The organism is Micromonospora sp. NBC_00330, assembly GCF_036136635.1.
Lineage (GTDB): Bacteria > Actinomycetota > Actinomycetes > Mycobacteriales > Micromonosporaceae > Micromonospora > Micromonospora salmantinae.
The window spans coordinates 899,079-914,614 of record NZ_CP108012.1 but is presented as its reverse complement, the minus strand read 5'-3'; the positions used below and the strand labels follow the sequence as shown (position 1 = coordinate 914,614).

The following is a 15,536-nucleotide window of genomic DNA, read 5'->3' as shown; positions in this document are numbered from 1 at the left end:
GAACCAGCATGACCATCACCACTGACCGGCCCGCGCCGACGAGCACCCGCACCGACGAGGCCTCGACCGACTCGACCGCCACGACGTTGCTCCTCGCGATGGCGGCGATGCCCGCCGGTCACCCGTCACGGGCCGCGCTGCGGGACCGCGCGATCGAGGCGTGGCTGCCGCTGGCCAACCACCTCGCCCGACGCTACACCGGGCGCGGCGAACCCACCGGAGACCTGACGCAGACCGCGGCGATGGGCCTGATCAAGGCAGTGGACAAGTTCGACCCCTCCCGTGGGGTCGACTTCGCCGGCTACGCGATCCCCACCATCGTCGGGGAAATCAAGCGCCACTTCCGGGACCGCACCTGGGACATCCGCGTGCCCCGCCGCCTGCAGGAATTGCGCCTGGCCATCTCCGACGCCAACAGCGCCCTGCTGCAAACGCTGGGCCGTTCGCCGACGGTCGCCGACATCGCCGCGCACCTCAAGCTCACCGAGGAAGAAGTCCTCGAAGGCCTCGAAGGCGCACGCGCGTACAACGCCGTGTCGCTGTCCACCCCTGTCGGCGACGGCGAACGCGGCACCGAACTGGGCGAGATGCTGGGCGGCGAAGACGCCGAGTTCGCCCACGCCGAGCTGCGAGTGGCCCTCGGCCCCGCGCTGGCCACACTCGACGAGCGCGAGCAGAAGATCCTCACCCTGCGCTTCTACGGCAACCAGACCCAGAGCGAGATCGCCGACCAGATCGGCGTCTCGCAGATGCACGTCTCGCGCCTGCTGGCCCGCGCGCTCGTCAAGCTACGCGCGCACCTGGCCGACGTCACCTACTGATCGCCCGACCTACTGCGAAGTCCAGCCGCACGTTCGCGGCAGGAGGCACGCAGCCCGTCATGAGGCCAGTTCCCAGGGCCGAGTTTGCTCCTACTGACAGCACCCGGACTCCACAGGCGCGTACCGGGTCGACCTCCTCACCGGCGCAGCCCAGACGACAGGCGTCTTCAACGGGCACGTGGTCCACGATCTCGCCCTGCTCCTAGGGCAGTAGCCAGGCCGGGTGGGCATGGTGCTCCGCGGGCCGCAGTGATCACTGGCCGAGGCTTTGCTGAGTCACATCCTTCCCACCCGGTCTGCAGGCCCACCCCACCACTACTGGGCCTGCCTTTCACACCCGACCAACGGACCCCCGAGCAGATGTTCGCTGGCACCGACCCTACTTCGTCGGGTTGACCACACCGGAGCTGTCCGTGTCCAACTCGCCGAACCAGCGACGATCGCGGCGGAACACCTCGCGGACAGTGAGCCCGGCGGCAGCGGCCACCCCGGTGACCGCCATGGTGTCGAGCCGGGCCCACCGAAACGGCGGCCCGAGGCGCGAACTACCGCCGGCGGCATGGATGGCCAGTTGGGCCTGACCGCGCCACAATCCCGGACCTGGTGCTTCGAGTTCGACGAGCACGGTGCCGCCGGGGCGCAGCAGGTCGTGGCACCGGCCGAGCAGGGTGGTGGGGTCACCGCCGATGCCGATGTTTCCGTCGATCAGTAGCACGTGCGCCCAGCGTCCCTCTGCGGGCAGCGGGGCGAAGACGTCCCGCTGGAGGGCGATCGCGCCTCGGGCCCGGGTCAGGCGGACCGCTTGCGCGGAGATGTCGACGCCGACCGCCGTCAGCCCGGCGCGGGTGAGGGCCAGTGTGAGCCGGCCTGGACCGCAGCCCAGGTCGAGGGTCGGGCCGGTGCACCGGGCGACGAGTGCGGCAACCGCCGGTTCGGCGGGGCCGTGCCACCGGCGGACCGGCAGGCGGCTGCGCCAACCGTTGTCGCCGTGCACCAGCCAGTGGTCGTCGGTGCGGCGCCGCAGCGCGCTGCCGAAGGCCTCGGTCGGTCTGTCCCGTAGGCTACGGCTCATCGTGGGATCCCGGGCGTCAGGCTGCGCTGGACCGCCGCGACCTGGCGCGCGAAGCGGCTGCCGGTACCGTGCCGCGCCGGGCGGGCCTCCGGGTGGGCCGCGTCTTCGCCCCCGGACTGCCCTGGCATGACTGCTGCGGCCCGCCCAGGACGACCGTCGGCAATCACGTCGATCGACCACGACGACGCATCGCCGGGAGTCGACGCGGCCACCGCCAGCGCGTCGGCCCACTCGTCGACGTCCTGAAGTAGGGGTAGGGGTTCGACGCGCAAGCCCCGCTCGCGTAAGGCCGCGATGGTGTGGTGTCCGGTCAGTGCGGTGGACATCGGCACGGCCGTAAGGACGGCGGCGTGTCGGGGGTTGTGCAGACCCAGCGCCCACCATCCGCCGTCGATGGCGGGGCCGAGCACGGCGTCGGTCAGGGTGAGACGGTGGACGGCCGCGTCGAGTTGCGCGGGGGTCAGCTGTGGCGTGTCCATGCCGATCTGGAGTACCGGCCGACCCGGGTAGGCGTCCGCCACGTCGGCGTGGGCGTTGGCGAGACGGTTGCCGAGGTCGGTGCCGCGCTGCGGGAGGATCTGCCAGCCGTCGATCGCGGTGGTCAGCTCGGTGGCTTCTTCGGCGTCGGCCAGTCGACCGTGCAGGGCGAGGACGGGTGTGACGCCGGGTGTGGCGCGTACGGTGTCCAGACTGTCCAGCAGTGCCGCGGCGGCGATCCGGGCCGCCTGAATGTGGCTGGCCGGTGGGCAGAGACGGGTCTTGACCGCCCCTGGCACGGGTGCCTTCGCCATCACCAGCAGGACGGTCACCGCGTTCGCTCCACCGTCCGCAGGACTCCGGCGAAGTCGCGGGTCGCGCGGAGCGTGCCGCGTACCGAGCCGGAGACCTTCGACCGGGTGCCGGCGGCGCGGTGCGAGTACCGCACGTCGAGTTCCTGGATCCGCCAGCCCTCGGCCGCGGCGCGGATGAGCAGCTCCAACGGGTATCCGAAGGCGCGGTCGGTGACTCCGAGGCCGAGCAGCGCTTCACGGCGGGCCACCCGGATCGGGCTGAGGTCGCGCAGCGGTATGCCCCGGTGCCGCAGCAGCGCCGCGACCAGCGCGGTGCCGGCTCGGGCATGCCACGGCCAGACGCCGGCGGCGACGGGCCGACGACGACCGACCACCAGATCGGCCGACCCGCTGGCCACCGGGGCGACAAGAGCCGGGAGTTCGGTGGGATCGAAGGAGCCGTCGGCGTCGAGCACGCAGACCAGTGCGGTCTCGGCCGCCTCCAGACCGGTGTGTACGGCCGCGCCGTAGCCCTGGCGCGCTTCGTGGACGACCCGGGCGCCGTGCCGGGCCGCGACCTCCGGTGAGCCGTCCCGGGAGCCGTTGTCCACCACGATCGCCCGGTAACCGGGTGGCAGGGCGGTCAGTACGCCGGGTAGTGCCGCGGCTTCGTCGAGACACGGCAGTACCACGTCGATCGGTGATGGCATACCGGAAACGCTAGGACGCCAAGCCACCCGAGATAGACGAAATCGGACCATCAGCATCCTTGTCAGCGTCGCTCCCTTATCGAACGGTGATGTCCTGCCCGTTCCCGCATCATCGGGCCGGCGATGGCCGTACCGTCCGGTCGTCATGAGAGTGCTCGCGCCCCTGCGCCGGGGACCGAACCTGCCCGCCCGGCGCACCGACGCCGACCTGGTGGTGCCCGGCGTCGAGATGGCGTTGCTCGCCGCTGCGGTGGCGGTGGGCCTGCTGCTCAACGCGCGCGGTGTCGGTCTGCACGCCGACGCCGCGCCGCTCTACGCCACCTGGCATCCGCACCTGGGTTGGGGTACCCCGGCCGCGCTGCTGGTCGCCGCCGGGGTGCTGTGCTGGGGCGTCCGGTGGGCCCGCACCGCCGGGTGGGGTCGGCTGCTGGTCGCGGCCTACCTTGCGGGAGTCGCGTGGACGATGTCGTTGGCGCTGGTGGACGGCTGGTCGGCCGGTTTCACCCGGCGACTCACTACGCAGGCCGAATACCTGCACGAGGTGCCCCGGGTCACCGACGTCAGGGCCATGCTGGCCGGCTTCAGCGCACGGATCCTCGACTTCCAGCCGGACTCGTGGTCCACCCACACCGCCGGCCATCCACCGGGGGCGCTGCTGGTATTCGTCGGGTTGGACCGGATCGGCCTCGGCGGCCCCACCGCCGCCGCAGTGGCCTGCGTGCTTGTCGGGGCGACGGCGACCGTGTCGGTGCCGGTGACGCTGCGGGCACTCGGTGCGGAGGAAGCAGCCCGCCGCGTGTTGCCGTTCCTGGTGCTGCTGCCCGGCGCGATCTGGGTGGGAGTCTCGGCCGACGGCATCTTCACCGGGGTGGTCGCGGCGGGTCTGGCCCTGCTGGCGGTTCGTGGACTGGTTTCCGCCGCCATCGGGGGCCTGTTGCTCGGCTTCGCCCTCTACCTGTCGTACGGCTTCGTGCTGGTCGGCGTCCTGGCCCTGGCAGTGGTGGCGCTGCGGCCGCGGGACCGACGGCCGGTATTGCTCGCGGCACTGGCCGGGGTCGGCACGGTGGTGGCCGCGTTCACAGTGGCCGGTTTCTGGTGGCTGGACGGCTACCACCTGGTGGTGGAGCGGTATCACCAGGGTTGGGCGGCGGATCGCCCGTACGGCTACTGGGTGTGGGCGAACGCGGCGGCGCTTCTGCTCTCTGCGGGCCCGGTGCTCGGGCCCGCGCTACGCCGGACCGCGCTCGGGGCGGCCCGTCCGGCGCGGACCGTTGCGATGCGATGGCGCGGGCCTGACCGACCTCCGGTGACCGCCTGGCTTGACGCCCTGCGGGGAGCTGGGCCCACGGTGCTGCTGCCACTGGCCGCCGCGCTGGCGGTCGGCGCGGCTGACCTGTCCGGACTGAGCAAGGCCGAGGTGGAACGGATCTGGCTACCATTCGTGGTCTGGCTGCTGGTGGCCGCCGCCCACCTGCCACCGCCCGCCCAACGGCTCTGGCTGGCCGGGCAGGTGGTCACCGCCCTCGCGGTCAGCCACCTGCTCTGGACGGTGTCCTGATCCGCCGGCGGGCAGGGCGACGGCCTCAGGCGGCGAGGGCGGCCGGTTCCCGGAGCGGATCCGTGGCGAAGGCGGCCACGCCCTCGGCGAACCCGACCCGGGCGGTGTAGCCGAGCAGCTCCGCCGCCCGCCGGGGGTCGGCGACCACGTGTCGGACGTCGGCCGTCCGGCCGCCGCCGGCGATCAGCGGCGCCGGCCCGGCCATCGCCTCGGCGAGGGCGACGGCCAGCTCACCGACCGTGTGCGGCTCGCCGGAGCAGACGTTGACCGGCACGAGGCCCCGCGGTGGCGAGGCGGTCAACGCCAGCAGGTTGGCCCGGGCGACGTCGGTGACGTGGACGAAGTCGCGGCGCTGCCGGCCGTCCTCCAGCACCCTCGGCGGCAGGCCCGCCGCCAGTGCGGACCGAAAAATCGACGCCACGCCCGCGTACGGGGTGTCCCGGGGCATCCGGGGACCGTAGACGTTGTGGTAGCGCAGCGCCCAGACACGTCCTCCGGTCTGCCGCGCCCACGCGGCGGCCAGGTGTTCCTGGGCAAGCTTGGTGGCCGCGTACGTGCTTCGCGGCTCGAGCAACGCGTCCTCGGACACCAGAGCTGGTGAGAGGGTGCCCCCGCAGTCCGGGCAGGTTGGCTCGTACCGGCCGGCGGCCAGGTCGGCGACGCTGCGGGAGGCGGGCCGCACGGCGCCGTGCGCCGCGCAGACGTATCGACCCTCGCCATAGACAACCATCGAGCTGGCCAGCACCAACCGGGTCACACCGGCCCGGTGCATCGCGGCGAGCAGCACCGCTGTGCCGTAGTCGTTGTGGCTGACGTAGTCGGGGGCGTCGGACGGATCCAGCCCATGCCCCACCATTGCCGCCTGGTGACACACCGCGTCCACACCGGCCAGAAGCCGGTCCAGCAGGCGGGCGTCCCGGACGTCACCGACCACCGGGTCGTGCCGCCGGGACCACTCCGGGAGTTCCCCGCCGTGCGCCTGAGGCAGCAGCGCGTCGAGCGCCACCAGCTCGTGGCTCTCGGCGACGAGCAGGTCGGCGATCTGCGATCCGATGAAACCGGCCGCGCCGGTGAGCAGTACCCGCATCCCGGTGACCGTAGACCGCACTCCGCCGGGGCGGGGCCGGTTCGCCCGCCTGCCAGGCGATCGGTATCCCGGTATCCACCAAATTGCGGACCCGTCGCGTCTAGCGTCCCGGGGTATGGGTGTGACGGACCGGCAGACGGGTTTCCCCCAGCGGTGGTGGCGTGCCCTGGAACGGCACCCCCCACCGATCCCCGGCCTGGCCGGCGACCGGTGGCGCAGCCCGCTGCGCGGTCCGTGGCTCACCGCCGTCTACGGCGCCGTGCTCCTCGCCGGGCTGCCCCTGGTGATCATCACCGGGCTGCTCGACTACGCCGCCTACGGCCCCCAGTTCGACCAGGCCCTACCCCGCGAGGTGGGCTGGTTACGGCTACCGCCGTTCGACTGGCCGACACGGCCGTCCTGGCTGTTCCGGGTCACCCAGGGGCTGCACGTGACGCTCGGCATCATCCTGATCCCCGTGGTGCTGGCGAAGCTCTGGTCGGTGATCCCGAAACTCTTCAGCTGGCCGCCAGCCCGCTCCCTGGCCCAGGTGCTCGAGCGGCTGTCCCTGCTGCTGCTGGTCGGCGGCATCCTCTTCGAGATCGCGACCGGCCTGCTCAACATCCAGTACGCGTACCTGTTCGGCTTCGACTTCTACACCGCGCACTACTTCGGAGCCTGGGTATTCATCGCCGCGTTCGTGGCACACGTGACGCTGAAACTGCCGCGGATGATCAGCGCACTCCGATCCCGGCCGGCCCTGCGGGACCGACGTCGACCAGGGCAGATCGCGCCGCTGCGAGCCGAGCTGCGTACCCCGCTGGCCGCGACCCGGCCCGAGCCACCCGACCCGGATGACCTGGTGGCCACCGCACCGGGCGCGCCGACGATGAGCCGGCGCGGCGCGATAGCCCTGGTCGGTGGCTTGTCCCTGCTGCTCGGCGCCCTCACGATCGGGCAGACCCTCGACGGTGGCTGGCGTCGCACCGCCCTGCTGCTGCCCCGCGGACGTCAGCCCGGCACCGGACCGAACGGCTTCCCCATCAACCGCACCGCCGCCGCGGCAGGCATCCAAGCGGACGAGACCGGGCAACGGTGGCGCTTGACCGTGCGGGGCGGCGGCCGCCTCGTCACCCTCGATCGTCCCCGCCTGCTGGCCATGGGCCAGCACACCGCCCGCCTGCCGATCGCCTGCGTGGAGGGGTGGTCGACCCGACAAACCTGGTCCGGCGTACGACTGCGCGACCTCGCCGCCCTGGTCGGAATGAACGACCCGGCGTCGGCGCAGGTGAAGTCACTGGAGAAGGCCGGGTTGTTCAACCAGGCGATCCTCCAGGCCAACCAGGTGCTCGACGCCGACTCCCTGCTCGCGCTGCGGGTCAACGGTGCCGACCTCTCGACCGACCACGGCTTCCCCGCCCGGGTGATCGTCCCCGCCCTGCCCGGCGTGCACTGCACGAAATGGGTCACCGAGATCACCTTCCGGACCGGCACCGATGGCTGATCCCCTCCCCCGATTCCGAGCGGCCTACGGATCGTCCCCACAGCACCTGCTCGTCATGATCGCCTGCTTCACCCTCGCTGGTTGGGTCGCGCTCCGCATCGCCGACGAGGCCACGGCTGGCCGAATGCTGCTCTGGTTCGTCGGGGCGGTCGTCGCCCACGACCTCATCCTCTTTCCGATCTACGCGTCGGCCGACCGGGTGCTGCGCGGCGCACTCGGGCGCCCCGGCCGCGCTGGTACGCATGGCCAGTCGCCCGCTGCACGCCACTCGATGCGGGGCCGCGCCGGGCAGGCGCCATCGCGGCCCTCACCCCTGAACCACATCCGGGTGCCGGGCCTCGCCACCGGGCTGCTGTTCCTGGTGTACCTCCCCGGCATCCTGCGGCAGGGCCGGGAGACGTATCTCGCCGCCACCGGCCAGAACCAGCATCCGTACCTGGCCCGCTGGCTGGCAATCAGCGCCACGCTGTTCCTGGTCGGTGGCGTTTGGTATCTCGTGCGACGAATCCGGTGGCGACGGGTCGACGGGTCCGCGCGTTGAACGGGTGACTGTCCGTCGCTGTCCCCAGGAAGGCACGAGCATGACGAGGTCCGCGCAACTGCCCCCGGCCGACGTGGGGGTGATCGGTGGCAGTGGCCTCTACCAATTGGTGGACGGTGGCACGACGATCGAGGTCTCCACACCGTACGGCCACCCGTCCGACCCGGTCACCGTCGGACACGTCGATGGCCGCACTGTCGCGTTCCTGCCGCGGCACGGCTCCGACCACCGGTTCCCCCCGCACCGCATCAACTACCGGGCCAACCTCTGGGCACTGCGTGCGCTCGGGGTACGCCAGATCCTCGCACCCTGCGCCGTCGGATCCCTCACCACGGAACTGGCCCCCGGGACGCTCGTCCTCCCCGACCAGATGGTCGACCGGACCAACGGACGAGCCTGCACCTACTTCGACGACGGTGCGGTCCACACGTCGTTTGCCGATCCGTACTGCCCGAACGGGCGCGCCACGGTCGCCGCCGCCGCCCGCGAGATCGGGGTCGAACCCGTCGTCGGCGCCACGATGGTGGTCGTGGAAGGACCGCGCTTTTCCACCCGTGCGGAGTCACGGTGGTACGCACGCCAGGGCTGGCAGCTGATCAACATGACCGGGCACCCAGAAGCGATCCTCGCCCGTGAACTCGAGCTGTGCTACACCCCAATCGCCCTGGTCACCGACCTCGACGCCGGAGTCGACGCGGCCAATGCGGTCAGCCACGCAGAGGTGCTGCGCATCTTCGCCGCGAACGTCGAGCGACTACGCGAGGTGCTCTACCAGGCGGTTCCAGCGCTGCCCGACCCGTCCACCTGCGCCTGCGGGCGGGGCCACGAGGACGTGCCGCTCCCGATCACGCTGCCCTGACACACTGTGGAGATGGTCGGGATCAGCTCCGTTCGAACGGACCTGCTGCGCGGCCGGTGCGGATGCGGTCGTGGCACGCCAACAACACTGTGATGAGGGGCGGATCGTCAACAAGGTAGACAGTCATGGCGACGCCATATGCCACGACGAACAGACTCCTCCGTGGAGGGTTGGCTGGTTCTGCGCCGCGCGTGTGGGCGAGGTCGATGAGGTCGGCGAGCAGCCGAGCGCCAGCGTGACCGACCACGCCCCGCCCGTCCCCGGTTACCCTGATCTTCGGACGCGTTGCGGTGGTCATCACCGAGCAAATGCCTTTCGTGACGGGTTGCATAGGTCTCTCGACAAGCCCCATCTACCCTGATCAGAAGGCACTTCTTCTTTCCGGTCCACTCCTTGGTCAGCCCTTAACCGGAGGGCCGAGGCGCTAACGGATGGTGAAGGTCAGCGGGTTCGAGATGCCGAGGCCGCCGTGGGAGTCGTGGACCCGCACGGTGAAGGTGGACGACGTGCCGGCCGACAGGGCCGTCTGGAACTGGTAGCGCTGTCCGCTGTTGGTCGGCGTAACGGCCAGCCGGGTTGCGCCGAGGTAAAGCTCCACCCGGGTGACGAGGTCCCCGGGATCGGTGTCGGCGACGTCGGCGACCAGCGTGACGGTCGTCGGTTCGAGGAAGTAGGTCTGCCCGCCGGGGGTGCTCAACGCCACCGCCGGCGGGTGGTTGGTGCCGGTGGACGCCGGCGTCACTACCGTGACCAGCAGCGGCGGCGCAGCGCCGGACAGCGACTGGTCGGTGCCGGCCGAGACGTACAGCACGAAGGTGGTGCTGGTGCCGGGCTCCCCGATCGGTGGTGTCCACAGCGCTTCGTACCGGTCACCGGTCGTCCTCACCCCCCGGGCCGCCGTGACGCCGTCCACCCGGAACGACACCGAGGTGATGCTGTGTCCGCCTCCCACGGTCGCGGTCGCCGCCAGCGGGACGGTTCCCGGCGTGGTGTACACCGCGCCGGCGGTCGGGCTGAGCCAGGTGACGATCGCCGGGTAGTCAGCGACCGGCGGTGTGGTCGTCCGGGTTGGCGTCACGCTGGGCAGGACGCCGCCGGTGCACGTGACGCCGTTGAGCGTGAACGACGCCGGTATGGGGTTGCTGCCCGACCAGGCGCCAACGAAGCCGATGTTCGCGGAGCCATTGGTTCCCAGGGTCGCGTTCCAGCCCAGATTGGTCGCGCTGACCTGCTGGCCCGCCTGGGCCCAGGTGGCGCTCCAGGTTTGCGTGAGGCGCTGGTCGACTGCAGGGAACGCGAACCGCAGCGTCCACCCGTTGACTAGGTCACCCAAGTTGGTGACCGCGATGTCGGCGTGGAAGCCACCGGTCCACTGGCTGGTGACGACGTAGTTCACCCGACACCCGGCCGCCGCGTTCGCCGCACTGGCGTGTGAGATCGCGGCCATCATCGCGACCATGGCAACAGCGATGGCGGCCACAGCAGTCAGCGACTTCCGCATGGCACACCTCGCCGTAGATAGTTGAACGTCAATGAATACGTCGACTGTCCTGCTGCTCCGCCTTCCTGTCAAGGCACGCACGGCAGTCCTGCCGCCGGCAGGACAACGGACAGCCCGCCCATGGCTGATCGGTAGCGGCCACAGCGCCGAGCAGGCAGAAGAGTGGATAGCGCAGCTTCCCGCCTGGACCGCGACTGACCGTCAAGTCTTGGACGACTTCGCGTCAAAGAACGCAACGAAGTGGGCGGCCAAGTCCCGGCAGAACACCGAGCGCTGGGTACGCGACCTCGCAATGTGGACCGGCGAGTGGGCGGATCACCGGACCGACGGCCATCAGTCAGCCCGTGAGCCATAGCGCGGGGGCACCCTCTCGTGAGGTGGGCGCCAGTAGCGGTAGGACTAGCTCCTCAACCAGCCAGCAGGCCCGTTCGGGACCGCGAATCAGGTCATTCAGCCGGGCGGGTCCATGGGCCGTCCGAGCCGGGAACCGGCCGCGCTGCTCCCAATCTGCTCCCAATGTAAGCCGCACATACGGCAAAGCCCGTTACCGATGACTCCGGCAACGGGCTTCTGACCTGCAGGAACTGAGAGTGGGCGATGCTGGTATCGAACCAGCGACCTCTTCGGTGTGAACGAAGCGCTCTCCAACCGCTACCAGGGCATATTTCGAATCTTGAGCGGGCTGCGTACCCGACCGAAAATGGACCGTCACGCGCCCTCGGTCGTCACCGCCGAGGGGTTGCTGGGTGATCGGACATCCCATGCGCTGAGCGCGCCGTCGGCTGGCGCGGTGCTCATCGGGGTGACCATGTGGAAGGCCAGGGTGGTGGTCTTCTCGTCGGCGGGTCCGCCAGCCACGCCGGCGGGTGCGCTCTCCGCCACGGCGTAGACCAGGAGGCAGCCGGTGGCCGGCCCGCCGAGCCCGTCGGCGGCCTCGTCGGCAATCGGCGATGAGAGGCCGGCGATCCGGCGCGCGGCCGCCCGGTGCGTCGCGCTGGACAGGACCCGGAAGGGGCCAGGCTCGGTACGCCGGCGGACCGAGATCGTGAACGGTCCGCCGCCTAGGATCGTCCGGGCGCTGTCCGGACTTGGACGCTGCGGAAACACGATCACCCACCGCGCGAGCTGCCCGTCGGTCAGGCTTCGCAACCAGGTCAGGTGGGGCCGGAAGACGTCCTCCGCCAGCCAGGTAAGCCCGCCCAGCACGGACATCAGCATCTGATGGTCGACGACCGAGACTAGGGCGGAAAACTCGCCGTCCAGAATCCCGGTGCGGAAATGCTGCCTGGTTCGCGGGGTCCACAGCACCGGCTCCCAGGCCCGGAGATTTCGGCGGACCGCCACGCCATCGACCGGATAAGCCACTGGCTCGATCGTGCGTCCCGGGGATCGCCGCTCGACCAGGTACGCATTCCAGTCCCGAGTCCGACGCTGGACACGGACATCGGGGCGCAGCGTGACCAGGGCCTGCGGCAACCGGCGGGGCGGGAGAGGGCCGAACGTCGCAAGCCCGTACCGAGCGGCAAATTCCGCTCGAAAGGCTGCCAACATGGGACGGTGCAGTTCCGGCGTCGTCACGAAGCGGATCAGATCTCGGTAGGCCGCGCGAAACCCCAGCGACTGTCCCGCCTGGGACATCCGGTCCAGTGAAGCCGAGTTGTACCACGCGTGCGTGATCACGTTACCGCTCGACACGGTGGCCCGGCTGGCGCCGGAGAGCACCAGAACACACCATCCCGAACGCCGGTCCGTCGGCTCGTGATGGGTGCCCAAGTCGACCAGTACCGGCTGCTCACCGATCAGCCGGAGAGCGGTGGCCAGATCGGCCTGCAGACCCTCGAAGTCCGGCGGCATCGGCAGCTCCGGAGCCATCGACCGGCTGACCGGAAGGATGTCGGTCTCGTACCGGTGCCGCAGCCTTGCCGTCCGGTCGCCGTCGTCCTCGCGCCAAAGCGCATCGATGCGCTCCGCGAACAACCGGCGCTCGTTGATCCGGCGCGGGCCATGAACGAGCAGGACGTGATCCCTGACCGGGTCGGCCCCCGATCGCTCGCGATACCGCCGGACGGCTCCGGTGAGGAGCCACAGTTCCAGAGCGGCCCGCAGCGACTCGTCCCGCTCGTCCCCATCAAAGAGCCGAACGTGGGACGGCCGTTCCGAGACAACCGCCGGATCGGCGGACGTCAGCGATTTTGGGTCGAGGTCCCGCAGAATCTCGGGCCCGACGTAGCCGGCCGGCGGCGGAAGACACATCACGAAGTCCCGGGGGAACAGTCCCCCGGGATGATCCGGATCCACCAGCGCGTTCGTGAACAGGGTCTTGCCGAACCCGACGTACGCTGCCCGAGGTAGTTGCTGCGTCAGCAGCCGATGCAGCAGCCTTGCGATCGAGCCCTCGGCCCGCGCGGTGTACTCCCAATCCAGGCGAGGCATCGCGGAGACGGTCGCCTCGTCACTCGCGTCGTCGATGACCAGGGCCGGCCATCCGGACACCGCCTCGCTCTCAAGCTCGACGAGCAGTCGTCGCAGCGCCGCCGCATTCTTCTTCACGACGAGGATTCGGACCGAGCCCGATCCGTCCTTGACGCCGAGGGCCCGATCGATCCGGTGCCGCGTCTGCTGTTCCTGGGCATTCAGAGGGCCGGTCAGCACGATGATGAGGCGGTAGCCCTGGTCCAGCGCCATCGCGATGGTGGCGATCAGCCAGGCCGACATGCCTGCGCCCACGTGGCCGACCACCAGGCCCCGGAACGGCATTGACGGTCCCGCCGGAGGCATCCGGCCGATCAGCTCCGCCGACTGCGCCTCGACGGCGGACACCGTGGCGTGGGGGAACCCGACGCCGACGATCAAATGGTTTCGGCACTGCCGCCACGCGGGTCCGGGCTCGATTCGGGTCGGCGCTGTCGACTCGTCGTCCACGAAGGTCACCGCCTCGGACACGAGTTCGGCGGATACGGCCTCAGTCTCGGCCAGATCGTGCAGCTGCTCGGCGGCCAGCAGATGACCCTGGTCGGAGGCACGCTGGTACCAGAATCGAGCGTACTCGGGCTCCTGCCGCTCCTCCATCAGCAGGCCCAGGTTGTACATCGCGTCGGTATCCCCGGCCGCTACAGCCTGCCGGTACCAGTAGGCCGCGCCGGCGTGGTCACCGCCGATCTTCCGGATCACACCCAGGTTCGTCATCGCCGCCTCGTGTCCCTGATCGGCGGCCCGCCGGTACCACTGCTCCGCCTCGACGTCGTCGCCGGACTCCCGAAGCATCATCCCGAGGTTGACCATTGCAGCGATGTGGCCGGCGTCCGCAGCGCGCCGGTACCAGTCCATCGCCTCGTTCCAGGCCGTCCGGCGGCTGATCAGGACTGCCAGGTTGAACATTGCGAGCGGATCCCCGGAGTCGGCCAGCGGGCGCATCGCGGCCTCCGCGACGTCGTGCTGGCCCCGGGTGTACGCGGCGGCGCCGATCAGGAAGCGGGCCTCGGATCCGGCCCGCTCAAGCAGCGCGTCCCAGACAATCTGCGGGACCATGGCCTTAGCAAGCCGGCCCTCCCCATCGTCGGTGCGGTCCACGAGATAATCGGCGACCTGGTATCCGTCGCCGGCCCGGGGCCAGAGGCAGGAGCTCGCGCCGAGAAGCGGCTCACTCGCCCAGGCCAGTCCCACCGCAGGCGGCGGCAGGTCACCGCGCTCCCGCAAGGCCGGTGGCAGGTACAGCCGGAAGACCGCGCTCAGCAGGTCCTCGGGGATCGGCGCGGACCATCCGGCGCGGCGGCAGTCCACCGCCGCGCTGATCAGAGCCTGGCCCAGGTCCGCTCGCCGGTCACCCTCGGCCATCCAGCGCTGCATCAGCTGCGGGCCGGCGGCCAGGTACTCCGCGAAGCCGGCGTCCGCCCTCGCCGCCGCCACGATCCGGTCGTCGTCACTGCGCTGGGCAATCAGCTGCTCTGCCAGGCTCAAATATTGATCGATACGTACGCGCCGGTCCTCCGGGATGCGTTCGAGCACCCCGACACCAGTCCAGAACTCCTCGGCGGCCGGCGCGCTGTCAGAGTCGGCCGGTCGCCGGTGCAGCCGGTCGAGCTCCTCGCCCCGCATCGTGGCGAGGACGACGACATCGGAGCGACCCGGCGGACACAGCCGCTCCAGCACCCTGCGGTCGAGCCCCTGGGGCGTCAGATAACGCTCGAGGTCGTCGAGCCAGACGACGACGTTTCGCAGTTCCTCCCCGGAGTCGGCCAACTCCCGGAGCGCCCGGCCGGACTCCGGTACGAGCAGCCCATGCCCGGGCCGCAGGCGATTAATCGCCTCATAGGCGGTGCGGGTCTTTCCCGCTGCGGCGCGCCCATACACCAGCACCACGCCGCCACCGGCCACCAGCCAATCCAATTCCTGGTCCGCCCCGCGCCCAAGGTAAGGGAGGGCGTTCCGGGCGGCCGGCCCGGTGGAACCGATAGCCGCCTTTACCCCAAGATGCGCCGGACGCACGTCGCAGACACGGGGCAGGTCTCCCTCGGACAAGTGAAGCGCGCACCGCCGCAGGACCTCGCGCTGGACCTTCCGTTGCGGTCGGCTGCGCGCCTGCACGACGAGTTGTCCGATCAGCACAGCCGTGCCGACGACCCCGGCCAAGCCACCGAGGATGCTCATCCATTCGTCCGCCTGGCTACGGCCCTGCCGGGTAAGGAAGAGGACGAGCAGAAGGACTCCGGACGCCCCGATCCCGGGGAGCCACCAACGCACCCACCCATCCTGGTGGTTACGGCGTGCCTGGGCAACCGGCTGCGGCTCTGACCGATTGCGACAGGCCCTCTCCCCGCGCACGCGGGGGTGATCCGCAGGGCATGGCGTCAGACTCCAGCGCGGCCTTCTGGCTCGCGCAGTAAGGAGGAGCAACGTCTACCACGAGCTACGGTCACCCTCACCTACAACCTCGGTTAAGCAAAATCAGCCTCAAGGCTAAGCTCAACGCTGATCACTGTGGGATAACTGTAAGTGTCCGAGGGGGATTCGAACTACGAAAAGCAGCATGTGCGCACCAACTGGGTGTGCATACGCATATATTACGGCACGGTTAGGGCTGGTTCAAGCCTGACCGCCATAACCTTGCGTAAGTGTGCAGCCGTCAAGCTGGATG

10 protein-coding genes and 1 pseudogene are annotated in these 15,536 nt (G+C 70.3%); 5 read left to right on the top strand and 6 right to left on the bottom strand.

Features of this window, described 5'->3' with window-relative positions:
• Positions 1-8: 8 nt before the first annotated feature.
• Positions 9-821, top strand: a complete 813-nt coding sequence (locus tag OG598_RS04145; RefSeq protein ID WP_442931454.1) for a SigB/SigF/SigG family RNA polymerase sigma factor — start codon at positions 9-11, stop codon at positions 819-821.
• Positions 822-1,200: 379 nt separating this feature from the next.
• On the opposite strand, the gene OG598_RS04140 is transcribed toward OG598_RS04145, so the two are convergent.
• From OG598_RS04140 to OG598_RS04130, 3 genes and pseudogenes are all read right to left on the bottom strand, one after another.
• Positions 1,201-1,893, bottom strand: a complete 693-nt coding sequence (locus OG598_RS04140; RefSeq protein ID WP_328653082.1) for a class I SAM-dependent methyltransferase — start codon at positions 1,891-1,893, stop codon at positions 1,201-1,203.
• Between the two features lie 161 nt (positions 1,894-2,054).
• Positions 2,055-2,702, bottom strand: a pseudogene (locus tag OG598_RS04135) (TIGR04282 family arsenosugar biosynthesis glycosyltransferase); the annotation flags it as partial.
• Positions 2,699-3,373 carry a glycosyltransferase family 2 protein gene (locus OG598_RS04130; RefSeq protein ID WP_328653081.1) on the bottom strand — a complete coding sequence of 225 codons (675 nt, stop codon included), beginning with the start codon at positions 3,371-3,373 and terminating at the stop codon, positions 2,699-2,701. The pseudogene OG598_RS04135 and the gene OG598_RS04130, both read right to left, overlap by 4 nt.
• 145 nt (positions 3,374-3,518) lie before the next feature.
• Here OG598_RS04130 and OG598_RS04125 point away from each other — a divergent pair, with 145 nt between their 5' ends.
• Positions 3,519-4,931 (top strand): hypothetical protein, encoded by a 1,413-nt coding sequence (locus OG598_RS04125; protein WP_328653080.1) that lies wholly within the window; start codon positions 3,519-3,521, stop codon positions 4,929-4,931.
• A 25-nt stretch (positions 4,932-4,956) separates the two neighbouring features.
• Here OG598_RS04125 and OG598_RS04120 read toward each other — a convergent pair whose 3' ends face one another.
• Positions 4,957-6,018, bottom strand: a complete 1,062-nt coding sequence (locus OG598_RS04120; RefSeq protein ID WP_328653079.1) for an NAD-dependent epimerase/dehydratase family protein — start codon at positions 6,016-6,018, stop codon at positions 4,957-4,959.
• 115 nt (positions 6,019-6,133) lie between these two features.
• Between OG598_RS04120 and OG598_RS04115 the strand changes: the two genes are divergently transcribed.
• Genes OG598_RS04115 through OG598_RS04105 form a run of 3 tightly spaced genes read left to right on the top strand, consistent with a single transcriptional unit; the run spans position 6,134 to position 8,901 of the window.
• Entirely contained in the window at positions 6,134-7,501 is a 1,368-nt protein-coding gene (locus OG598_RS04115; protein ID WP_328653078.1) for a molybdopterin-dependent oxidoreductase, read from the top strand.
• A complete protein-coding gene (locus OG598_RS04110; RefSeq protein ID WP_328653077.1) occupies positions 7,494-8,042 on the top strand; it encodes a hypothetical protein in 549 nt (182 codons plus the stop codon). The genes OG598_RS04115 and OG598_RS04110 overlap by 8 nt, the downstream gene beginning before the upstream one ends.
• Positions 8,043-8,082: 40 nt before the next feature.
• On the top strand, positions 8,083-8,901 hold the full coding sequence (locus OG598_RS04105; RefSeq protein ID WP_328653076.1) for an S-methyl-5'-thioadenosine phosphorylase: 819 nt from the start codon (positions 8,083-8,085) through the stop codon (positions 8,899-8,901).
• Between the two features lie 424 nt (positions 8,902-9,325).
• Here OG598_RS04105 and OG598_RS04100 read toward each other — a convergent pair whose 3' ends face one another.
• Together OG598_RS04100 and OG598_RS04095 are read right to left on the bottom strand one after the other, a co-directional pair.
• The gene (locus OG598_RS04100) at positions 9,326-10,483 is read right to left on the bottom strand and encodes a cellulose binding domain-containing protein (protein WP_328653075.1); all 1,158 of its coding nucleotides are present in this window, start codon (positions 10,481-10,483) and stop codon (positions 9,326-9,328) included.
• A 627-nt stretch (positions 10,484-11,110) separates the two neighbouring features.
• Entirely contained in the window at positions 11,111-15,049 is a 3,939-nt protein-coding gene (locus OG598_RS04095) for a Z1 domain-containing protein (protein ID WP_328653074.1), read from the bottom strand.
• Positions 15,050-15,536 lie beyond the last annotated feature (487 nt).